At 57.8% G+C, this 22708-nt stretch carries 22 protein-coding genes and 1 pseudogene; 8 read left to right on the top strand and 15 right to left on the bottom strand.

The annotated features are described in order from the left end of the window. Position 1: 1 nt before the first annotated feature. From AC0V6O_RS03640 to AC0V6O_RS03625, 4 genes and pseudogenes are all read right to left on the bottom strand, one after another. Entirely contained in the window at positions 2-1021 is a 1020-nt protein-coding gene (locus tag AC0V6O_RS03640; RefSeq protein WP_486141619.1) for an NADPH:quinone oxidoreductase family protein, read from the bottom strand. A 27-nt stretch (positions 1022-1048) separates the two neighbouring features. Beyond that, positions 1049-2297 (bottom strand): annotated as a pseudogene (locus AC0V6O_RS03635) (acyl-CoA dehydrogenase family protein). A gap of 50 nt (positions 2298-2347) precedes the next feature. After that, positions 2348-3085, bottom strand: a complete 738-nt coding sequence (locus AC0V6O_RS03630; RefSeq protein ID WP_486145484.1) for an SDR family NAD(P)-dependent oxidoreductase — start codon at positions 3083-3085, stop codon at positions 2348-2350. 10 nt (positions 3086-3095) lie between these two features. Continuing rightward, entirely contained in the window at positions 3096-4145 is a 1050-nt protein-coding gene (locus tag AC0V6O_RS03625) for a phosphotransferase family protein (protein WP_486141617.1), read from the bottom strand. Between the two features lie 67 nt (positions 4146-4212). Between AC0V6O_RS03625 and AC0V6O_RS03620 the strand changes: the two genes are divergently transcribed. The 4 genes from AC0V6O_RS03620 (at position 4213) to AC0V6O_RS03605 (ending at position 10481) form a co-directional block, all read left to right on the top strand. After that, positions 4213-4851 (top strand): TetR/AcrR family transcriptional regulator, encoded by a 639-nt coding sequence (locus AC0V6O_RS03620; protein WP_486141615.1) that lies wholly within the window; start codon positions 4213-4215, stop codon positions 4849-4851. A gap of 269 nt (positions 4852-5120) precedes the next feature. After that, a complete protein-coding gene (locus AC0V6O_RS03615; protein WP_486141613.1) occupies positions 5121-6704 on the top strand; it encodes a bifunctional AfsR/SARP family transcriptional regulator/alpha/beta hydrolase in 1584 nt (527 codons plus the stop codon). A gap of 260 nt (positions 6705-6964) precedes the next feature. Beyond that, on the top strand, positions 6965-9907 hold the full coding sequence (locus AC0V6O_RS03610; protein ID WP_486141611.1) for a beta strand repeat-containing protein: 2943 nt from the start codon (positions 6965-6967) through the stop codon (positions 9905-9907). A 241-nt stretch (positions 9908-10148) separates the two neighbouring features. After that, a complete protein-coding gene (locus AC0V6O_RS03605; RefSeq protein ID WP_486141609.1) occupies positions 10149-10481 on the top strand; it encodes a hypothetical protein in 333 nt (110 codons plus the stop codon). Positions 10482-10658: 177 nt separating this feature from the next. Here the strand turns inward: AC0V6O_RS03605 and AC0V6O_RS03600 are convergent, their stop codons facing one another. Next, entirely contained in the window at positions 10659-11399 is a 741-nt protein-coding gene (locus tag AC0V6O_RS03600) for a DNA/RNA non-specific endonuclease (RefSeq protein WP_486141607.1), read from the bottom strand. 449 nt (positions 11400-11848) lie between these two features. Here AC0V6O_RS03600 and AC0V6O_RS03595 point away from each other — a divergent pair, with 449 nt between their 5' ends. From AC0V6O_RS03595 to AC0V6O_RS03585, 3 genes are all read left to right on the top strand, one after another. Further along, complete coding sequence (locus AC0V6O_RS03595; protein ID WP_486141605.1) at positions 11849-13198, top strand: cystathionine gamma-synthase family protein; 1350 nt, start codon at positions 11849-11851, stop codon at positions 13196-13198. Positions 13199-13289: 91 nt separating this feature from the next. Further along, a complete protein-coding gene (locus AC0V6O_RS03590) occupies positions 13290-13790 on the top strand; it encodes a hypothetical protein (protein WP_486141603.1) in 501 nt (166 codons plus the stop codon). Between the two features lie 54 nt (positions 13791-13844). Beyond that, entirely contained in the window at positions 13845-14639 is a 795-nt protein-coding gene (locus AC0V6O_RS03585; protein ID WP_486141601.1) for an SDR family NAD(P)-dependent oxidoreductase, read from the top strand. 5 nt (positions 14640-14644) lie between these two features. On the opposite strand, the gene AC0V6O_RS03580 is transcribed toward AC0V6O_RS03585, so the two are convergent. Beyond that, the gene (locus AC0V6O_RS03580; RefSeq protein WP_486141599.1) at positions 14645-16342 is read right to left on the bottom strand and encodes a serine hydrolase; all 1698 of its coding nucleotides are present in this window, start codon (positions 16340-16342) and stop codon (positions 14645-14647) included. A 3-nt stretch (positions 16343-16345) separates the two neighbouring features. Next, positions 16346-16879 (bottom strand): J domain-containing protein, encoded by a 534-nt coding sequence (locus AC0V6O_RS03575; protein ID WP_486141597.1) that lies wholly within the window; start codon positions 16877-16879, stop codon positions 16346-16348. 263 nt (positions 16880-17142) lie between these two features. On the opposite strand from AC0V6O_RS03575, the gene AC0V6O_RS03570 reads away from it, so the two are divergent. Next, positions 17143-17268 carry a hypothetical protein gene (locus AC0V6O_RS03570; protein ID WP_486141595.1) on the top strand — a complete coding sequence of 42 codons (126 nt, stop codon included), beginning with the start codon at positions 17143-17145 and terminating at the stop codon, positions 17266-17268. Between the two features lie 51 nt (positions 17269-17319). On the opposite strand, the gene pal is transcribed toward AC0V6O_RS03570, so the two are convergent. From pal to AC0V6O_RS03530, 8 genes are all read right to left on the bottom strand, one after another. Then, entirely contained in the window at positions 17320-17847 is a 528-nt protein-coding gene (gene pal, locus AC0V6O_RS03565; protein WP_486141593.1) for a peptidoglycan-associated lipoprotein Pal, read from the bottom strand. A gap of 60 nt (positions 17848-17907) precedes the next feature. Continuing rightward, on the bottom strand, positions 17908-19314 hold the full coding sequence (gene tolB, locus AC0V6O_RS03560) for a Tol-Pal system beta propeller repeat protein TolB (protein ID WP_486141591.1): 1407 nt from the start codon (positions 19312-19314) through the stop codon (positions 17908-17910). After that, on the bottom strand, positions 19314-20120 hold the full coding sequence (locus tag AC0V6O_RS03555) for an energy transducer TonB (protein ID WP_486141589.1): 807 nt from the start codon (positions 20118-20120) through the stop codon (positions 19314-19316). Before AC0V6O_RS03555 ends, tolB begins: the two co-directional genes overlap by 1 nt. 12 nt (positions 20121-20132) lie before the next feature. Further along, the gene (locus AC0V6O_RS03550; protein ID WP_486141587.1) at positions 20133-20579 is read right to left on the bottom strand and encodes an ExbD/TolR family protein; all 447 of its coding nucleotides are present in this window, start codon (positions 20577-20579) and stop codon (positions 20133-20135) included. Between the two features lie 139 nt (positions 20580-20718). Beyond that, positions 20719-21429 (bottom strand): protein TolQ, encoded by a 711-nt coding sequence (tolQ, locus tag AC0V6O_RS03545; RefSeq protein ID WP_472640735.1) that lies wholly within the window; start codon positions 21427-21429, stop codon positions 20719-20721. Then, entirely contained in the window at positions 21426-21893 is a 468-nt protein-coding gene (locus AC0V6O_RS03540; protein ID WP_486141585.1) for a YbgC/FadM family acyl-CoA thioesterase, read from the bottom strand. Before AC0V6O_RS03540 ends, tolQ begins: the two co-directional genes overlap by 4 nt. Before the next feature lie 100 nt (positions 21894-21993). Further along, complete coding sequence (locus tag AC0V6O_RS03535) at positions 21994-22371, bottom strand: histidine triad nucleotide-binding protein (protein WP_486145482.1); 378 nt, start codon at positions 22369-22371, stop codon at positions 21994-21996. A 4-nt stretch (positions 22372-22375) separates the two neighbouring features. Next, positions 22376-22696: a phosphoribosyl-ATP diphosphatase gene (locus tag AC0V6O_RS03530; protein WP_486141583.1), complete on the bottom strand. Its 321-nt coding sequence runs from the start codon at positions 22694-22696 to the stop codon at positions 22376-22378. Positions 22697-22708: the final 12 nt, after the last annotated feature.

Here is a 22708-nt window from a genome sequence, read left to right as displayed (position 1 = left end):
CCTATGATTGCCTTTCTTTCAGCCGGACAATGACTTTGCCTTCGACTTTTCCGTCCGCGATATGCGTCGCCGCTGTCATCGCATCTTCGAACTCAAAGAGCTGGCTGCTTGAGAGATCAATTGCGCCCTCCTGCCAGTGCTGGATCAAATCTTGATGGGCCCCAAGCACCTGATTTGCGGTCCATCCGACAGGCATTGCACCCAGTAGTGAAATGTTTTTCAAAAGGGTTTCTTCTAGAGCGATGCGCGCCCATTCACCGCTGGCATAACCGATCACAACAAACCGCCCTTCGAAAGCCATTGCATTGAAAGCAGCGCGTGCGGCTTTTCCTCCAACGGGATCGAAGATGACCGAGGCGCCTTTGCCGCCTGTAAGCTCAAGAGCTGCCTCGGTTATGTCTTGCTCACGTCTGTCGATGACATCATCTGCGCCGATGCTTTTGCAGAAAGCGGCCTTTTGCGGGCCGCCCGCAACGGCGATAACGCGCGCGCCCTTGGCCTTTGCCAATTGAACCGCTGCATTGCCCGAGCTGCCGGATGCACCGAGCACCAGCACGACGTCATCTTTTGTGATTTTCGCGCGCCGGACGAGAGCGACCCATGCCGTTTGGTAGGGTATGTAAAGACCTGCTGCCTCTACCCCGCTCATTTCATCGGGGATTGGCAATAGACCAGATAACACGCCATCGTCGGTGCCACTTGCCCGCATCAAGCATTCTTCAGCCAATCCTCCGGCTTGGGCTTGGAAAAGAGTAGGACCAACCACGCGGGTACCGATTAGCGCTTCATCGACACCTTCACCGGTGGCGATCACCTCGCCCGCTGCCTCTTGCGATGGCGTGAAAGAAAGCGGCGGCGTCAAAGGGTAGTTGTCGTGGCTCATCAAGACATCGGGCAGGCCCAAGCCGCAGGCTTCGACGTTGACTTTGACCTGACCGGGGCCGGGCACCAGGCTTTCGACGTCCTCAAGCGTCCAAACATCTTTCGGCTCTCCGAACGATTCAACTACCCATCTACGCATTTTGCACTCTCTCTTTTGGCTTGCGGCTCAATCGGTGGGGACGTCGTTCCAGCCAGTGCCGGGCTTTGCGTATTGCCCGATCTTGAACTTACCCAGTTGGGATGCGTGCACTTCGTCAGGGCCATCGGCGAGACGGATGAAGCGCTGCGTGGCAAGAATATTGGCCAAGGGCACATCATCGCTCACACCCATGCCGCCGAAGATTTGGATCGCGCGATCTGCCACTGTTTGCGCCATTTGCGGGGCCACTACTTTGATCGCTCCGATCAGATCTTTGGCGTTCTTGGCACCTTGACGATCAATCGCATCAGCAGCCTTCAACGTGAGGAGGCGAGCCTGCTCGATATCGCAATAGCTCTTCGCGATTTCCATCCGAATGCTGGAGCGATCCGAAAGCATCCGGCCAAAGGTTTTGCGCTCGGTCGCGCGTTGACACATCAATTCAAGCGCAAGTTGGGCTGATCCGATCGAACGCATGCAGTGGTGAATGCGGCCAGGGCCAAGGCGCCCTTGCGCGATTTCAAAGCCGCGCCCTTCGCCAAGAATTATGTTCTCTTTGGGAATGCGCACATCCTTCAAATGCACTTCGCAATGCCCGCCGGGAGAATGGACATCACCGAACACGGTCTGTGCGCGGATAACCTCTACGCCGGGCGTATCACGCGGAATGATGACCGTTGATTGCTGCGAATGGCGGGGGTTTTCCGGATTGGTCTGCCCCATGAGCAGCAAGACTTTAACCCGCGGGTCCATGATGCCTGAAATCCACCATTTCTTGCCATTGATGACATAGTCATCGCCGTCGCTGCGAATTTCAGTGCGGACATTGGTCGCATCTGAGCAGGCGTGGTCAGGTTCGGTCATCATATATACCGACCGAATTTCACCTGCGAGCAGGGGCAGCAGCCATTGTTGTTTCTGGGCATCGGTGCCGAATTTGGCGAAAACCTCCATATTGCCGGTGTCGGGCGCGGAGCAGTTAAAGACCTCGCTGCACCAAGCATTGCGGCCCATGATCTCAGCCAAGGGCGCATATTCGAGGTTCGTGAGGCCAGGGCTGTATTCGCCATATTCCTCAGGCAGGAACAGATTCCATAGGCCAGCTGCTTTTGCTTTTTCTTTGAGCGGTTCAAGGCCAGTGCCAAGGCTTCCAGCGATTGGCAGGATCGTGGTTCCATGCATGGATCTCGTGATCCACAGGCAGGATATTGGCATCGATAAAGGCTTGCAATCTGGCGATCAGGCCTTGCGTTTTTTCGCTATATTCAAAGAGCATACTATGGGTGTCCTAAATTGTGATTACCGGGCTGGGTTTGGGGCAGGTCATTACAGCGTAAGTCCGCCATCTGCGATGAGAGTGTGCCCCTGCACGTACGAGGCAAGCGGCGATGCAAGGAACATGGCCGCGCCAGCCATATCTTCCGGAGTGCCCATTCGGCGCAGCGGGATCGAGCGCAAAGAGGCCTCCGCGCGCTGCTCATTCTGCGTGGTGATGGCCGTCAACTTTGTTGGCACCAATCCTGGAGCAAGTCCGTTCACCCTTATCCCGTCACGCGCCCAAGATTGACCGAGCGTTTTCGTGAGGCTGATTGCAGCGGCTTTGGAGGCGGCATAAGCTGGGTTGCCTATATTCGCCTTCAAGCCAGAAACCGAACTGACAATCACAATTGAGCCTTTGGCTTCGCTTAGCATTGGCTTGAATTTGGTCGCCGTATGCATGACAGAGTCGATGTTGATACCCATCACCTCATCCCAGCCGGGCTTGGCATATTCCGCCTGCTTATACCGGACGAAGCCCTGAGACTGGACGAGCACGTCCAGACTGTCGAAGGGCGGCTCGTAGGCATCCAATTCGTCGAAGTCAGCGACATTGACCTTCGCATAATGCAGGCCTTCCAGATCAGAGCCTTCTTCAGCCGAGTAATCATCTGCTGCGGCGCGCGTGCCCCAAACATGCACCTCGGCCCCGCGCGCTCTAAAGCCGTGAGCGATGCCGTTCCCGATCCCGCTGGAGCCGCCCACAACCAGCACCCGCCTTCCCGAAAAGTCCAAATCATTCATAATTGGTTCTCTCTCAATTCTTCGCGATCAATCGGTGCGCGCGATCGAACAGTGAAATTGTCATTGCATGCAGGCGATCGCCGGTTTCTTTGGAGGCCTTGCCAGCGCTCGCGCGGGCATGGGTTCCCTCCAATATTGCTCCCAATTTGAAACACGCGAGCACACCGTACCAAGCGACCGCGTCCAAACTGCGGACCGTGTGTTTGCCATAGTGTGCAACGAGTTCATCGAGATCTGGGAAGCCTTCCCAAGGTTCGATATTACCGACGGTTGGTGTGTGGTCATCCGCCCAAGTTGCCATAACCCACCCAAGGTCGATCAACGGGTCGCCAATGGTGGCCAACTCCCAATCGACAAATGCGGCAAGTTCGGCGCTATCATGCGCGAACATCGTGTTTGCTAAATGGCAATCGCCGTGAATGATGCCGGGCGCGAATTCCTGAGGTAGGTTGTCCTCAAGCCACATGACGATTTTTTCGACGTCGGGCAGCTCCTTAAAGCCAGTCCATTCGTCAAATGCGGCATAGCTTTCGAGCTGCTTCATCCACCGGCCCGATTGCCGCTTTAGAAACCCGTCAGGCTTACCAAATCCTTCTAAACCCACCGCCTTGTAATCAACCGCTCCTAAGGCTGCCATTCCTTCGATGTAGGAATATCCCATACGCTCGCGGATCGCCGGGTCGCTGGCGTGAAGCTGCGGCAACCCATTGGCTGGATTGAAGCCGTCAACCGGGGCCATAAGATAGAAGCAAGCGCCAAGCACGTCCTCATTCTCGCAGCTAGCGATGAATTGAGGATGCGGCACCCTGGTTCCCGTTAGCGCTTCTAAGACACGTGCCTCGCGTTTCATTGTGTCATTGGAATTCTTGCGCAGGTGGAGAGGCGGTCTGCGTAGCACAAACTCTTGTCCGCCACGGTCAAAGCGAAGAAGGATATTTTGTGTCCCTCCCGCTAAAAGCTGCGGGTTATCAAGCGGTCCGCTTTCCAGTCCAATACCGTCCATCCAAGCCGTTAAAGCCTCTAGATCGACCGGTATCGACTCTTCGCTTGATCGATTCGTCATAATTCAAATGTATTAATCATCTGCATTATTGCAAGCTGCAATTGCCTGTGGTCTATATGCGGCTGATATGAGCAAACTGTCTTCGAAAGTGCGCAGCCCTTCGGTTGAGAGGCTCAAGGCCGAGGCACAGGGCCTCTTTGCCAATCGAGGCATCGACGGCGTTACTGTGCGTGACATCGCCGCGGCCGCAGGGCAAAAGAACCCTGCGGCTGTCGGTTATCACTTTGGTTCGAAGGAGGCGCTGATCCGCGAGCTTATCGTGGATGGTGCTAAAGTCATTGATGATCGCCGAAACGACCAACTTGATGTTTTGGAAGCAGACGGCGGCGATGTGAGCATTTCCCAGATCGTCGATATCCTGATCTATCCGTCCGTCAATTTGGCAGCACGCGGCGAGACGGATACATACAACCGCTTTCTCCGTATGCTCACCATGTCGCACCGCGACCTGTTTGACGATGCTCTGGAAGGGCGCTGGAACTCAGGTTATCAACGCTGTCTCAAACATCTGCGCGTGCTGATGCCAACAAAAAGCCGAACCATCCAAAACCAGCGCTTTGTCTTTCTGGAATCCTATCTTGGCGGGGTGCTTAGCGCGCGCGAGACAAGGCTAGATGATAAGAGCCGTGCTCACCCAACTTGGAGCGACAAATCAACGCTAGCGCATTTCGCAGCTACGATTACCTGCATGCTGGAAATGGAGTAAAAACGGGACAACGGCTGAAATTGGGTCGTTGGCAGAAAGGCCGCTATTAACCTGGAAACCGATCTAGCTGTCAGTCGGTTACCAAAATGCGTCAATTTATCTGCACCGACTGATTATGGGGGTCGATCGCGGACGTTAACTCGCGTAGATCGTTTGTTGCTCAGTCGATGGCGCGAATACCAGCGTAAAGAACTACCCTATCCGCTTGACCCCTGTCCCTGGTTGCTATTGACGTAAGTGTGGGTCGCAAATCAGGGTTGCAGTAAGCCATGACGCTTGAGATTCAGACATTCGGACCGTTTGAGATCCGGCGCGGTGAAGAGCTTCTCGAGCTTCCATCTTCCCGCAAGTCCCGCGCCCTGCTCGCTTATCTCGCGATCACAGGCAAACGGCATTCGCGGCGCGATCTGTGCGAGCTGTTCTGGGACAACACCGATGATCCCTTGGCCGGGCTTCGCTGGTCGCTTTCAAAACTCAGAACACTGGTGAACGCTGACGGGTATGAACCGGTTAATTCCAATCGAAATACGATCTGGTTCGACAGCAGCCAAGCGCTGTTTGACAGAGACCAGCTGAACGATCTCGCCAATCGCGGCTACCAGACTGAAAAAGAAGCGGACGAGGTTTGGAAGGCAGCGTCTGGGCTGCCGCTGGTCGATTGCGAGTTGCCCAATCAACCTGAATTTATGACTTGGCTAGAGGGCTACCGGCAGGATTACGTGAGGCTGCGCGCAGGCGTGGCCAAACGTTTTGCTCGAGACGAGGACTTGGCTTGGCAAACGCGGGACAAATGGGCTGAGCGTTGGATGCGGCAGACGCCTTATTCGCGCGGGGCGGCCCAAACTGCATTTGAAACCAAATACCATGCCGCTGGCCGCGCGGCGGCGACAGGGCTCGCGAGCCATCTGCGCAAGATCTTCGGGGAGGCAGGCATTGATCCGCCCGCTTTTGAGATCACCGAGGAGCCCGACAAGCCTCTGATAACACCGCGCGATTTGCTTGCGCCTGAAGAGCAGCAAATTCGCTTCGTCAATGGTGATGATGATGTCTCGATCGCCTGGGCAAGCGTGGGCGATGCGGACAATCCGCCATTGGTGAAGGCGGCCAATTGGCTGAACCATTTGGAGCTTGATTGGGATGCGCCGGTGTGGAGCCCGCTGTTCAAAGAGCTATCCAAGTCGCACAATTTCTTCCGTTATGATGAGCGAGGGTGCGGCCTGTCAGACTGGGATGTCGACGAGATCACCTTCGACAAGTTTGTTGAAGACTTGGAGCACGTTGTGGATGCGGCGGGGCTGGAGCGCTTCCCCTTGCTGGGCATCAGCCAAGGGGCTGCCGTGTCGATCCGCTATGCCGCTCTGCATCCAGAGCGTGTGTCACAGCTGATCCTGTTTGGCGCCTATGATCAGGGGTGGCGATTTGACGCGACCCCCGATCAAGTGCGCGAACGCGAGGCCGTGATGGTTCTGACCGAAACTGGGTGGGGCATGGACAATCCAGCTTATCGCCACGTTTTCTCGCGCACCTTTATGCCCGATGCGAGCCCGGAAGAGCTCGACTGGTTTGACGAGTTTCAACGCCTCACCACATCGGCAGAAAATGCCGTGCGGTTTCTGGAGGCGTTCTCGACCATCGATGTGCGGGATGACTTGGCGAAGGTTCAGTGTCCCACTCTCGTCGTCCACAGCCGCGGGGATATGCGCATCCCGTTTGCGACAGGGCGCTCCATCGCATCGCGGATTCCGGGTGCGCAGCTGGCCAGCGTCGAGAGCCAGAATCACCTGTTATTGGGCCGAGAACCGGCTTCGACCCGATTCGTTGAGCTGGTCCAAGATTTCCTGAAATCTGGCTGAAAACCCCAAAAAGGCCGATTTTTCGCAAAAAAGTGGGTCGAAACGCAAATTACAACGGTCTTACAACGCTTTTTACAACGCTCGTTACAACGGTCGCACTTTAGCGAAGTCCTTGAAGACGAGGCGCCCTGCCGGTGAGGTGTGGCTGATTGGTTATCGTACGACCCTTCCAATCGGTCACGCCTCATTGGGCCGCTGCTTTCAGGGCAGCAAAGCGCCTCGTCTGTTTTGTGAAGAACATCAAGACAGGGACACCAAACATGAAAAAGACACTTCTGCTTTCAACAGCTGCCACAGCAACTTTGGCTGCGCTGACTTTCCAACCCGCACCTGCGCAGGCCGAAACCTGCCTGCTCGACACCAATGGTGATGGCAATGCCGATACAAATGTCGATACCGCTGGCGGTGCCACCGACGACAATGGTGATGATGACACGCTCGCTTGCGGAGTAGGCGCCGATGCATCGTCACTCAGGGGAACAGCGATTGGCGCAGACTCAGTTTCCACTGGGGGAAATTCCACGGCAGTCGGCACTATCAGCCGAGCTACAAGTGTACAAACCACTGCAGTAGGCGTTTCGGCAAACGCGAGCGGCGACAATTCGAATGCATTCGGCGTTAACAGCGTCGCCTCTGGGTCTGGTTCTACGGCAATTGGCGTGGCTACGAATGCTACGCAGAATGGCGCAACCGCCATTGGCGGCAACAGCAACGACGCAGACAACTTGGGCGCGCAGGCGACCGATATAAACGCCACTGCGATTGGTTCGGACGCTGTTGCGAGCATGTTCGGCACCACGGCAGTTGGAAGCCGAGCGAACGCCAGTGGAGATATTTCGACCGCAGTCGGCTCGGGTGCGAGGGCCAGCGGTGATGCTGCAAGCGCTCTTGGCGAAAACGCTTCTGCGATCGGTGACGAGTCGGTCGCTCTTGGTTCAGAATCCGAAGCGGGTGGATTCGGCTCTATCGCAATTGGCGATGTGGCCTTCGCAGACTCTTCTTTAAGCACCGCAATTGGCAGCGAAGCTGCTGCGACTGCAAACTCCGCAGTCGCGCTTGGTAATAACACCAATGCGAGCGGTGTTGGCTCAATTGCAATCGGCGGCGACGAGAACGGCGAAGGCGGCACGGGCGCGCAGGCAACCGGCCGTGCGGCGGTCGCGCTGGGCGCGGATGCCAATGCTTTGTCAGACGATTCGATTGCAATCGGACGCACTGCAAGCACAACCGCAGGAGGAGCGATTGCGATCGGGCATGATGCAGCTGCAGAAGGCTCAGCAGCCGTAGCGCTCGGCGAAAACTCATCTGCTTCCGGGACATTTGCGTCAAGTGTCGGTTTGAGCAGCAGTGCTACAGGAGATGGAGCTTCCGCCTTTGGGGCAGGAGCCGATGCAACTGGCGGGACGTCTTTAGCGGCGGGCTTTAGCTCATCCGCCAGCGCAACGGGCGCCACCGCGATTGGCGGCAACTTGGGTTCAGAAGTAGCCCCTGGTGCACAGGCAACGGCCACTGGCGCAACGGCAATTGGTGCGACAGCCCAGGCCACAGCCGAGCGCGCCACAGCTTTGGGTACGGGCGCCATTGCCAGTGCCGCCAATGCAATCGCGATTGGAACGGATGATGGTGGTGACGGCGCTGCAAACGCGTTGGAAGCGAATGCCATTGCGATTGGAACCTCTGCTTTCGCTTTTGGTGGCGATGCAGCTGTTGCGATTGGTTTCCGTACCAATGCGAGGGACGAAGGGGCGACCGCAATTGGACGATTTGCGGATGCTACCGGTGCAAGCAGCTTTGCTGGCGGCGATGGTGCTGATGCGCGAGGAGCTGCTTCAATTGCGATTGGCGGTCGGTCTTTAGAATCTGGCGAAGGCTTTGGTGCCTTGGCAGCGGGGGCTGACGCCATCGCGCTTGGTGCGAGCGCTGAGACGACAACAGACGGTGCAATCGCGTTTGGCGCAGGAGCCTTTAGTAATGGCCTGGATGCGGTGGCCGTGGGCAGGCGATCCCGCGCACAGCTTGAGGGCGCTACCGCCGTGGGCGTCGATGCGGATGCAAGCGGTGTAGGAACCGTGGCCCTTGGTGCGGATGCGGTTGCTTCCGCGGATGGCGCAGTTGCGCAAGGTCGCGGTGCGATAGCCGACCAAGCCAATGCCATTGCCACTGGTGTGCTGGCCAATGCCACTGGCCTTCGGGCAGCGGCCTTTGGCAACAATGCCAATGCTCTGGCGCAGGATGCGCTGGCGCTGGGCGCGCGGGCTGATGCGACGGGGATCGGTGCGGTTGCCGTGGGCGGTGATGGCAATGATGCTGACGGCCGCGGCGCGCAGGCGAGCTTTGACCGTGCGAGTGCGTTTGGTTCGGATGCTCAGGCGCTGGGCGTGAACGCAACGGCGCTGGGTAATAGAGCCAATGCTGGGGGTACCGATGCGGTTGCGATTGGCGTGCGTGCTTCTGCGGTGATCAACTCCACTGCGATTGGTGAGCTTGCCAATGCAACTGGCGGTCAGTCGGTTGTGGTTGGCTCTCAAGGCAGCGCGGCGGGTGCGGGTAACACTGCGGTTGGGTTTCTTGCCAGCACCGCGGGCAACCGCTCAACTGCTGTGGGCGTTTTGGCCTCGGCCACAGGGTCCAACAGCACAGCGGTGGGTTCTAACTCCACCGCCTCGGAGAACTTCTCCACCGCAGTGGGCTTTCAGGCGACGACGACCGCCGCCAATCAGGTTGCCCTGGGCGGTGCGGGCAGTTCAGTTCGCATTGGCGACATTGATGCCAGTACAGCGGCGCAGGTTGGACCCGTAGATGCAGTGACGGTGGATGCCAATGGCACGCTGGGCCGCCAAGCGGTTGCAACCGCCGCCTCGGTCGACAATGTCCGCCGCGCCCTCAACACCATTTCACAAGTGGGAACCGCCCAGTTCGATGCGCTGTCAGGAAGGGTGAACACTTTGTTCGACCTCACCAGCACAATCGACCGTGATGCGCAGCGGGGCATTGCTTCCATCGCAGCGCAAGCCAGCCCGCACTTCCCAAGTGCAGCGGGCAAGACCAGCTATGCCAGCAATGTCGCGACGTACCGCGGTGAAGTTGGCTTTTCAGCGGGCCTGATGCACCGGTTCGAAGGTGACTTCGCCATCACCGCTGGCGTTACCTATGCAGGCGGCAACTCAACCAGCGTGCGAGCGGGCATCGCAGGAGAGTTTTGATCGGGTAAAAGCTGGCAATGGGGAGCGGGCCTGTTCGTAACCCATTCTCACTCTCTCCAAATGACCGCAAATGGGTCGGAAACGGAATGGCTGGCATTGGGAGTGGAAAGCGGACTTAGACGAGTTTATGTCTCAAGATATGGAACACTAAGCCCACCAATCTCCTTTCGAAGTTGAAACGATGGGCGAAAGTAGCGGTCACTGCGATTGCTGTGGCAACGAAAGCCGTCGCGTGTGGGGGATGGTTCATTACAAAGATGGTCCAACCATAGCTGCCTACTGGATGCATTGGACCGTGGGTCACCTGAGTGAGCCGGGAGCGAATCTAGACCTTGTTCTTGGCGAATGGGGCGAAGGCACGGATGCCAACAATCGGTTCGGTGTCGCATTAGTCCATCGCGAACTAGAAGACGGCAAACCTTCTCTCATGGTCATAGATGCAGCCGATAGGTTCAACCATGTGAACTTGGCTGCCACAGCCTTGGCGCGCAACGACGTGATAGACACACCTGTAGCTAAGCAGGCATTTCAAATCGTAGATGCGATCTACTTGCAGGATGGTCGTTTTTTTTAGTTCGGCCAATGTCAGTTATTGGGTCGTTAGCAGAAGCCTAAAACTCGGAGAAGTAGCGTCAGCTTTTGCGGTTCCGTTTCCCATTGACTGCCGTTCAGCTCCACCCCCAATTTCAGAGCTCACGGCTTACTATATGCCATAACGAGCCAGGTTGAATGACACCGCCACACAAAGCCCTCACCACATCTTGCGGGTACGGCTTTTATCGCTGTGCAGGTCGCCGCCGGAAATCCGGTCCCAGAAGCACCCGCCGACGACCTGTTCCGCATCATAGGTTTTGACCAGAAAGCTCTCCAGCGGATCGGTCTGTTTCTTGTTCGGTATCTCAAAGGTCCACAGGCGAAAGCGCCCGCGTTTGTTCTCTGCCAGCACGCTTTTTATGAAGGCGTGGGGCACCGGCACGCTGATGCCAAAGTCCGCCTGATCCTTGCCGATCCGCTCCACCTTCTCACCAAAGTAAAACACCGGGCAGGTCAGAACATAGGTCTCCAGCGTGCTATCGCGGGCATCAAGCTCGCGGATTTCCTCCTCCAGCTGGCGCCAGATGCCGCGATTGAACATCGGCCTTTGCGGCGACATGTTGGACAGCAGAAACGTCTCTGAGTTTTGGATATCCTGCAAATCCTGATTGGCGCTGGCGACCAGATGGCCGCGATCAAACCCGCTGCCCTGATAGGCCTTTAGACCCGCACGAAACCGCTTCGGAATGCGGGTGTCGGCGCGGAAATTATCGAGCCGCTCGACATCCTCCAGACTGTTCACCAATTCACGGTCGCGATTGATGATCTCCAGCGTCCATTTGGCTTGGCGGAAATACCAGGAATAACCGATGGTGAAATGCCGCCCCGTCATGATCTGGTCGCATGGCGGCGCGCCGTAGCGCAGCTCTCGCTGCATTTGGAATGGATCGTTGATCATTAGGCACCCCCACAATGAAACGCCTGAACTGAGCAAATATCAATCGGCGTAATACTCTATGATCGTGCAACACTAGCATGCGGACGGGAAGCGTGATTGTAAATTTCCTACATGCAGCAAATGGATTATCAGGGGGCTATGAACCGGCCCTCGCCTTTGATCGGAAAAATCGATTGCAGGCCGCATTTTGATCGAATGGATTTTCCGCCCAAGACTGTGTTCCAGCCGTTCCAAGCGTGTCCTATCAGCGATGAGCTGAGTGGGGAAGGAGATCGCGGATACTCGCACCTCAACCGGTTGCAAGGGCAACCATCGCGCGATAATCAAGGCGCATTGTATGGGCCGAGTGGAGAGGCGTTCCTGCGGAGGTTAGGGACGGGAGCTGCTCGGACTGCTCAGACTAGCTCCTGCCTTCCTGGGGGTGTGACTAAGGAAGGATGCCGGCCATCATGACCGACGCAATCGACGCAACTGAGACCCCCACCCCGCGGCGCAAACCTAAGCAGCCCAAGACGATGATCGGTGGGCGCGAGATGAAACCGGCGACTCAGATGATGGGTTATGGCTTTGACCCGGCCTTGTCGGAAGGATCGCTGAAGGCGCCGATCTTCCTCACCTCCACCTTCGCGTTTGAGAACGCGGCGGCGGGCAAGCGGCATTTCGAAGGGATCACGGGCCAGCGCCCCGGCGGCGCAGAGGGCCTGGTCTACTCCCGCTTCAACGGACCAAATCAGGAGATCCTGGAGGACCGGCTGGCGATCTGGGACGGGGCGGAGGATGCGCTCACCTTCTCTAGCGGGATGACCGCAATCTGCATCCTGATGCTGGCGAGCGTTGGCCAAGGCGACGTGATCGTGCACTCCGGCCCGCTCTATGCCGCATCCGAGGGCTTCGTCGCGAAAGTGCTAGCGAAGTTCGGCGTAACCTATGTCGACTTCCCAGCGGGTGCGAGCCGAGAGGAGCTCGACGAGGTGCTGAAACGCGCAAAAGCCCAAGCCAATGCAGGCGGCGGCAAGGTCGCGATGATCTACCTCGAAAGCCCGGCCAACCCGACCAACGCACTGGTCGATATCGAGGCGGTGAAGGACGCACGCGATGCGAACCTCGGCGGCGCTCAAGCAGCAGGCGGTAGCGCGCAAGAAAGCGATTGCCCGATCGCGATCGACAACACCTTCCTGGGTCCATTGTGGCAGCGCCCGCTCGATCACGGCGCAGACATCGTGGTCTACTCGCTGACCAAGTATGTCGGCGGCCATTCGGACCTGGTCGCTGGCTCGATCGCCGGCGCGAAGAAGTGGATGGACCCCGTGCGCGCCTTGCGCAACACCATGGGCGGCATTGTCGATCCGAACACCGCCTGGATGCTGCTGCGCAGCCTGGAAACGGTTGAGCTGCGGATGCAGCGCGCGGGCGAGAATGCGGCCAAGGTCTGCGCCTTCCTGAAAGCACACCCGAAGGTAGAGGGGCTCGGCTATCTTGGCTTTATCGACGACCCGCGCCAGCAAGACATATACGATCGCCATTGCAAGGGCGCAGGCAGCACGTTCAGCGTGTTCATCAAAGGCGGCGAGGCAGAGAGCTTCCGCTTTCTGGACAACCTGACAATCGCGAAACTCGCGGTCAGCCTGGGCGGCACAGAGACGCTAGCAAGCCATCCGGCGGCAATGACGCATCTGTCTGTCCCTCAGGAACGCAAAGACGCGCTGGGCATTACAGACAACCTCGTGCGGATCAGCATCGGGATCGAGGATGCCGACGATCTGATCGCAGACTTCGAACAGGCATTGGAGCACGTATAGAGCGCGCATTGGTTCGAAAATTGGCGGGTTTCAGCAATTCATAGCGTGAATTCCGTGGTACTTCTTCAAGCCATCATTGAGGAGACGGACCATGTTTACGCTGGAGATAGTCCTGTATATTGCAGGAGGGCTGTTGTTACTCGCTGCTGTAGGCTGTTACTTGAAGGACACCGGCAGGGTGGTTTTCCCAATCGTGCTGGCATTGATAGGTGCGTTCATGTTTGCCGCCGATGAAGTCAGTGCGAGCCTGCCAGGCGGCGGGAGCGTGAAGCTGGTCCGGGAAGTGGCGGACCAATCAGCCGAAGCCGCCGATGCAATGCTGAAAGCATCAGAGAAGAACAGCGAAGCAATTTCGGCGATCAATACCGCGCTGACCGATTCCCGGGAGGCATTCGCCAGCTATCGCGAGGAAGTTAATGATCGCTTCGCTGCGCTCGATGAGCAACCGGTAGCCGCGCCGACGCAGCAATTCGAGCAATCACGCGCGGCGGTGCAGTCCAAAATCGACGCGGCAAACAGTGCAAATTCCGCAGCCAAAATCGAAAGCAAAGAACTCCGAAATCTGTCTCGCGGAATATTCCTAAGGCAATGACGCCGTTCCCTTGTTCGGCCCGCAGTGGTAGAATGGACAGCTAGGGAGAGGGACATGAGTGAGACACGCAAACCCGTATGCCTCGTAATCGGAGCGGGCGCTGGGATCGGCGGGCACACGGCGATGCGCTTTGCCGCTGGCGGCTATCACACAGTCCTTGCGCGGCGCAGCGACGAGGAAGGCCTTGTAAAGTTGGTCAGCCAGATCCAGGACGCGGGCGGTTCGGCCAGCGGCGTCCTGCTCAACGCCGCCGAGGATGGTTCAATCGAAGAACTGACCCAGCGGATCGAACGCGACATAGGCCCGATCGACACCGCGCTCTACAATCTCGGCGCGCAAATCGGCAATCGCTCTCTTGCTGACACGCCGCACCGCACATTTGAGCTCGGTTGGAGGCTCGGCACCTATGGCCTGTTCCGGCTCGCCCATGCGATGTTCCCCGCGATGGTGGAGCGAAGGAAAGGTACACTGCTGGTCACCTCGGCGACCGCAGCCGTGCGCGGCAACACAGGCCAGCACAGCCACGCCGCGGCAATGGGCGGACGGCGTATGTTGTGCCAAACGCTCAACGCAGAGTTCGGTCCACAAGGCGTGCATGTGGCACATATCGTGGTCGATGGTTCAGTCGATGCGCCCGACACGTTGGGCAAGCTGCTGGGCGACAAGTTTGAGGCCTATAAGGCGTCAAAGGGCGAAGACGGCGTGATCGATCCGGCTGCACTGGCGGAGACATATTGGCACCTCGCGCAGCAGCCGAAAAATTGCTGGACGCATGAGATTGACGCGCGGCCATGGACCGACACTCCGTGGTGGAATGACAACCCAATTGCGGCGATTGACCGGAAGTAAGCTGGTTACCGCAGCTTTTCGAAAATCACATTTTCCGCAAGAGCGGCGGATACCAATGCGCCTGTCACTCGGCCATCGCCGTCACGTTGAAAAACGACTTCCTGCAGGCCAGAGCCGGGCCCTGTAAACGTGTCCGGGGCAAAGGCAGACAAGGCAATTGGCCCAAATCGCAAATGAAGGGCCGTGAGCGTGCCTTCGACAACACGAAATTCATATTGTGTCTGCAATTCTTCGCTGAAGAAGACCCCGGTGAATTCCTGCAAATTTAGCGTTTCTGTATCGACCGGCGTGACGGCCGTCTTGTGAGCAGTCAGCTCACCGTTCAAACCAATAACATATTTGACTTCCTGCGCTTGCTCACCGGGCTCGTTGTCAAACCTTATCGAGAGCTGGCTTGCTGAGTTCAGAACGAATTCCCCTTTCCCAGATTGAGCAAGCGTCAGTTGCTGGCCCGTTCCATAGGGCGAGAACTGCAGCTTGCCTTCGGCGTTAGATATATCAAACACCGCTCCGGGAAATAGCTCATAATAGCCAGCATAGCTGTCCAGTTCGCTTTGCGTTGCCTCGCTCCATTCCGGCTCCGGCGTTTTTTCAAAGTCGGCATTGTCTGCCAAATAGATATCCGTGAGTGCAAAGGCCGTCCCGGCTGCATCGAAGTCACTGCGATTGCTAAGCAGAGCGACCGAAAAATTCGCATCAGGCACGCGCAAAAGGAACGATCTAAACCCGGCGATACGCCCACCGTGCGACCATGTTTCGAGGCCATTGTAGACGCGCGATTCCTGCCCGCGAGACAGCAAAGAAACCTCGCCGCTTGCGGTGACGCCGCGCTGTTCCATTAACGCAAAGACGCGCTCATTTCCGACGGTCATCAAATTGAAATTCGCCGACCACTTCATCAGATCAGCTATCGTCGTGATCACCCCAGTGGACCCGACAATCTCGCGGTTGAGAATGCTTTTTGAAGTTCCGCGGCGAGACACGTTATAGGAATAGGCAACATTCGGCACCAAGGCGGACCGGTTGGTTTGAACCACCGTATTATCCATGCCAAGCGGCGCAAATATCACCTGTTCCAGATAGGCATCAAACGCTTGATCAGAGACCTTCTCAACGACCTTTGCCAGAAGAGCATAGCCCGTATTGCTGTATTCGATCTGCTCCGCGGGTGAGAAATTGAGACCTCGCTGCCGCGCAATCATCGAGAACTGCTGATCCTGGGTTACAATGTCGTCTTCCAACCAACCTGCCATGAGCAGCAATGTGCCGACTTCTCGCAGGCCGCTCGTGTGGTCGAGTAACTGCGCGATAGTGATCTTTTCTGGCAAAGCGCTGAGGTCTGGCAGGATCTCTCGGACATCGTCGTCCAGATTAAGCCTGCCCTCATCAACAAGGGTTGAGATCGCGAAGGCGGTAAATTGTTTCGAAAGGGATGCAGCATGAAATGCCGTCTTTTCCGAAATCGCTACATCATGCTCCAGATCGGCTGCCCCATATCCCCTTTGAAAGACTGTCTGGCCATCGGCAACGATGGCGACGGCAAGTCCCGGGTTCGCGGGATCATCCCACTTCGCAAGTAACTCCCTTGCTGCGTCCCCCTTCGCCGACGCATCAGTGACTTCTTGCGCCTCAGCTGTGGGGGCCACCCCAAAATAAAGGCCAGTAACTATCAGCCCGCACAGCACCCACCCAACAAATCGCATATTCTACCCCTTCCACTCCCGCCGTTCTTCCGCCTGGCGCAGCACTTCATAGGAAACCTGGATCGCCTGGAATTGCTGCGCAGCCTCTTCGTCGCCTGGCATCACATCAGGATGGACCAGTTTCGCCTTCGCCCGGTAGGCTTTCTTGATTGTCGCGAAATCGGCGTCCGCCTCTAGCCCTAACACTTCCAACGCGCGCATTTCATCATCGCTGCGGCTGCCATCGCCAGAGCCAGTCCAGCCGTAATGGCTTGCCTCAGCATAACCTGAATTTTCGCGTCGTTCGTCTTTCGCGCGCTTCGCGGCTTCTTCTTTGTCGAGCCCTTCGAAATAGTCCCACTTGCGGTTGTATTCCGCCGCATGCTTTTGGCAAAAATGCCAGCGGTCTGGGCTGTTCGGTGATTTCGGCGCCGGGCATAGCCCCGGATCGCCGCATCCATGCCGATCACATTCGCGCTGAGTCACCGCCTCGCGTGAGGAATCGTAAGATCTCCAGCGCGGAAAACCCCAGTCGTTTGATCGTCCTTTGCCGCTCATGCCAGCTGCCCTGCAGCGGCGCGACCAATGTTGTTTGTCGATGCCATTATCCGCTTAACCTAGGCGCGCTGGCGCACAAAGCAAAGCCAGTAGATCGCATATGAAGGAAGATTTTGAAACCAGTTGCGTATTGCAATGTTGCATCGCAATAAATCGTTCATATGTAAGCGCTAGAGCGCAGCCGAAGATAAACCGTAAGCAAGAGACCCAAGACTGTTATGAGCCCACAACTCGCCATCTCGAGCACATTCGCAACATTCGCGATGGCTGCGCTGTGCGTATTGTCGGCAGGCGGCGAGATGAGCAGTGGGCCAAGCACAGTCCTCGCACCGGTCCAGGCCGAGCTTCCTTCGCTCGACCTGCCAGCTCTGGATTACTTGCTGCCATAAAGGCGCTGGCCCGGCGCGGAGCCGGGCAGCCACCTCTATGCAATTTTCAAATTAGTTAATTACGACGCTGGCCGCACGGCGGTTCTGCGCCCATGCCTCTGCGTTGGATCCAAGCGCAATCGGGCGCTCCTTACCAAAGCTGACCGTGCTGATCCGGTTTGCGGCAATGCCCAGGCTGACCAAATAATTCTTGGCTGAATTGGCCCGGCGTTCGCCCAGCGCGACGTTGTATTCGCGTGTGCCGCGCTCATCCGCATGGCCTTCAATCGTGATGGTTACTTGCGAGTACTGACCAAGATATTGTGCCTGTGTTTGCAAGGCCGCCGCATCGGTACTGTCGATGTTGAAGCGGTCCGTGTCGAAATACACCACGGCATTGCTGCCAACGGCCTGTTCGAAATGCGCCTGTGTCCCAACACCTGGACCAGACGGAGCGGTGGAGGGGCCGCTCGTGGTTGGCGTAGCCGTTGCTTGCGGGGTCGGTGGCAGTTCCTCTGGTGCCTTTTTGGCGCAGGCGCCGAGCAAGGTGGTCGATGAAAGCACAGCGATCGCGATAATACGAGTATTAGGGATAGTCATGGCAAATCCTCTCTGGTTGCCGGCGGGTCGGGGAGCCCGGCGGATGGTGAATAACATACCTCAGGGACGAATGGGTCCCCAAGCAGGGTCTGAAGCGTCAACCGGGGTTGGCAGGCGCCGTTCATTGCGCCCGGTCAGATCAACCTGATGCAGTCCCGACCGGCCCGAATTGCGCGCCGTGCGGAAGAATTGGATGATGCGGCCATTGGGTGCCCAAGTTGGTGCCTCATCTTGCCATCCGTTGGTAAGCACCCGAAGGTTACGCCCAGCAGGCGTCATGACAGCAATATTAAAGTCGCCTGCGATGCGGGTGAAGGCAATCTGGTCTCCGCGCGGGCTCCATTCTGGCGTGGCGCAGCGACCGCCAAAGAAGGTGATGCGGCGCTGGCCAGAACCATCGGCATTCATGACATAGCATTGCTGCGAGCCGGAACGATCGCTCTCAAAAACGATCTTTTGCCCGTCGGGGGAATAGGATCCGCCCACATCAATACCGGGTGTGTTGGTAAGCCGCACGCTGCGCCCGCCATTGGCCGACACGCGGTAGATATCCGTGTTGCCATTCACCGCCATCGAATAGAGGATCGAGCGACCATCCGGCGACCAGCGCGGCGCAAGTGTGGGATTGCCCGTATCCGCAACCAGTTTCTGCTTACCGGTGCCAATGTCATAGACATAGATGCGCGGATTGCCGTCGACATAAGACAAATAGAGCAGCTGAGAATAATCCGGCGAATAGCGCGGCGTGAGCGCAGTTGCACTGCCCAGGGTCAGGAAGCGGTGGTTGGCGCCGTCACTGTCCATAATTGCGAGCCGCTTGACCCGTTTATCCTTCGGGCCAGTCTCGGCTATGTAAGCGATGCGGCTGTCAAAAAACGGGTTCTCTCCCGTCAAACGGGCATAGATAAGGTCAGAGCATTTGTGCGCAGCGCGGCGCCAATCCGCTGGACGCACGACCCAGCCTTCACGGATCAGCTCGTCTTGCAGGGCAACGTCATAGAGGTAGCAGCCGACGACCAAGCGGCCATCATCACGCGCCCTCACATAACCCTTCACCAGCATTTCCGCGCCGCGCCCGCTCCAGCTGCCCCATGATGGTGCAGTGATCTGGGCAAAGCTGGGCTTGGGCAAAGCGTCAGGGCCGGTTGGCTTGAAGATACCATTGTTGCGCAGGTTAGAGGTGATCACGCGCGCGATCTCCCCGCCCAATGCGCCTGTACCGCTGGCATTGGCCGGGGTCGAACGCTCCCGATCGGTGGCAAATGCGGGGATCGCAATGCCAAGATCCTGCCAATCGCTTTCATCGGTGACAGAGCCGGTCAACCCGCCTTCTTCAGAGGCGTTTTCTTCGAAAGCTGTTTCAACATTGCCGCCTTCGCCCACTGGCTCACCCAAATCCTCGTTTTGGGCGGCGAGCGGGGCTGCGAAAAGAGCCAAGGAAAGTGCGAGATACGATCTCATAATCATTAGAGCCTTCTGTCGAAACGCCATGCGGAAATGGTCTTCCACCCGTTGTAGAACTGATCGGGCAGATCGAAAGGGGCCGCAAGCTGAATTGCTCGAATCACACGTTCGCAATGCAAATTTGCTTGTGGCCGATTGGACGGGGTTATGCTGCTGCCAACGGTATTGCATTTGGGCCGACCACTCAACGAGCCATCCGGATTGAGCCGCCAAGAGGCGACCGAGACCAATTTCTCGGCATCGACACCTTGCGGCGCGGTCCAATGAGGGCGCAATTGCCGAGTGATCGCAGATCGCAAGGACGCCTGCGCACTCGCGCCGATCTGTGAAGCCGGGATGCGGGTGTCGTCCGTGGTCGTTGAGCTACCTGAACCGGGGAGAAAATCGCTGCCAATCCGGCTGCCACCGCGCGGGGTCGGGGTGGCTGAAGGCCGGGTGCGCGGTGTTTGTGTCGCGCGGGTGGTGGGGCGGGATGTCGGACGGGTTGTCGGCTGCACGGACGGCCGCGTCGGTTCGGGGTCGCTCTGCGCCTCGCTAGGCAGCTCCTCTGCCGTCGTAGGCGCGGGATCTTCTGCGAGCGTCGGCGCAATCGCAGCCCTGCTGTCTGCAACAGGATCAGGCGCGGTTGATTCCAGACTCACTTCGCTGGCCAGGCTAACCGTCATCCGCTCTGGCACCGGCATTGCATCATCGCGTACCGGCTGCAGCAGCATCACCGCGACAACGCCCACATGCAATGCCAGAGCGACCAGAAGGCCGATCCGTTCCTCGCTGCTAAACTGCGCTGGCTGCATGGTCTGCTCGCTCATCACTATACCGGGCTATGGCGGCGAAACTGAACCGCTGGTGACCAGCGAGATCGAAGAAAAGCCCGCTCGGTTCAATTCACCCATCACAGCCATCACTCTGCCGTAATCAAGCGTGCGGTCGCCGCGTAGCACAATAGACGGCTGCTGACCGTCACCGCCGCGGTCAATCCGGGCCAAAGCCTCAGGGAAAGCACCCGGTTCGACCGCTGCATCATCAATGTAGATCACACCCGCGCCATCGACCGAAATAGTCACCTGCTCCGGCGTTTGATCGATCGGATTGGCACGACTTTCCGGCAGTTCAATCGGCACGCCAGAGGCGAGCAGCGGCGCTGTGACCATAAAGATGATGAGCAGCACAAGCATGACGTCGACGAACGGCGTGACGTTGATCTCCGCCATGGGCGCGCGGCGCGAACGACGCCCGCCGCGAGAGTGAGAGGCTAGCCCCATCCCCATTAGCTTATTTTCCTTCCGCACGCCCATCCGGGCGCGCGAACTCCTCGCTCATGCGGCCATGGGCCGCGTCGCTGCGGGCGGGCAGTCGCCCTTGCGGCTGCTGCGCAGCCGAACATCGCCAATCGCAAACCCCGCTCCGTCATGCCTTATCCAGTTCCCTACTCAGGCCCGCATGGAAGCGGTCCGCAAAACGCTGCAATCGCGCCTCAAACCGGTTCACCCTATTGCTGAAACGGTTGTACCCAATCACTGCCGGGATCGCCGCGAACAGGCCAATCGCGGTTGCAAACAGCGCCTCGGAAATGCCCGGCGCGACCACAGCCAGCGACGAACTTTCCTGAGCGCCGATTTGGAAGAAGCTGTTCATGATACCCCAGACCGTGCCGAACAGACCAACAAATGGTGCGACCGATCCGGTCGTGGCGAGGAAGTTAAGCCGCGCAGCAAGCTCGTCTGCTTCAAATGCAACCTGGCTCTCCATCGCCGCGCCAATCCGCTGGCGCGCAGCATCCCGGTCAACGTTGGAGGATTGGGTCGACATCTTCCATTCGCGCAGGCCTTTGGCGGCGACCCGGGCGGAGGCGACCTCTTTCTGAGTGCGTTTACCCAGCACCGCCTCATGGTCGCTGGTCTCGAAGAAATCCTCTTCATAGCCGCGCGCCTTGCGCTCCATCCCGCCGATCCGCAGACTAAAGGAGACAATGATCATCCATACCCAGATGCTGGCAAGGATCAGACCAGCCATCACCAATTGCACAACAATATCGGCGTCCAGAAACAGCTCAACCGGATCGAGCCGGGTTGGCGCAGCAGCAGCGGCGCTCGCCGCAAGCGATGAGAAAATCGTCATTTAGCCTCTTTGTCCATGAAGTTCTGAAAGGCCGCTCGCCAAGCATCAGGCTGGCGTCGAGGGCGGCCTTCGAGAGAGATAAAGCCGACGCGCAAATGCGCCTCGCACAGGGTTTCTTCGCCGCGTTTTGCCAGTTGATGCATGCGGCAACTCGCCGCTCCCAGTTCTGTGCATGTGGTGACAATCACCACATCATCATCAAGTTTGGCCGGGCGCAGATATTTCAGATTGATCTCGGACACGGCATAGGCGCCCTCATCCGCTTCGATCGCGGCGCGCTGATCGATTTCGAGCATACGCAGCAAATCAGAACGCGCACGCTCAAACCAGCGCAGGTAATTCGCGTGATAAGTGATCCCCGACAGGTCTGTGTCCTCGTAATAGACACGCACCGCATAAAGGTGGCGCGGCCCATCAAAGACGCCGCCCGGAAGATTCAAAGACTGCGGATTGGGGTTAACCATGGTGCAAACCGTCTAACGCAGCGGGGATTCGCTGGGAAGTGGGCTTTTCACCCTCGGTGATGAATGGCGGTGAAACGAGTCTTATCTGCGACAGAATTGGTTACGCACTGATCATCCGGCCCAGCGGCTGACCGCCGAAAATGTGCACATGCAGGTGCGGAACCTCTTGCCCACCATGCGCGCCGATATTGGCGAGTAGGCGGTATCCCGGTTCCACCAGCCCCTTGGCCCGAGCGACTGTACCAACCGCGCGGACAAATCCGCCAATCTCTGCGTCTGTCGCCTTGGCCGAAAAATCGTCCCAACTGACATAACGCCCTTTTGGGATCACCAGCGTGTGGATCTCTGCTTGCGGATTGATGTCCTCAAAGGCAAAGGCCCACTCATCCTCATAAACCTTGGTCGAGGGGATTTCGCCGCGCAGGATTTTGGCGAAGATGTTCGCATCATCATACGGCAAGGTGCCATCAATCGGCATATGACTACTCCCGAGAGGCTTTTTCATCGAGGCCAGAGACACCTTCGCGCCGGTCCAGCTCGGCCATCACATCACCAATCGCAATGCCCTTATGACCCAACAGAACCATAAGGTGGAACAGCAGATCTGCCGCCTCACCAACCAGCGCATCATCGCCTTCGCTCAGCGCGGCAATGATCGTCTCGGTTGCCTCCTCGCCCAGCTTTTGCGCGATTTTCCCCAGCCCCTTTGCATTCAGGCTGGCGACATAGCTCGCATCCGGCGCGGCGTCTGCGCGCGCTGCAATCGTCTGCTCCAGGCGGTCAAGAGTGCTCGGCGTATCCATAACGCTATCCTT

This window comes from Erythrobacter sp. JB2-19, from assembly GCF_057365005.1.
This window is presented reverse-complemented; position numbering and strand designations above follow the sequence as displayed.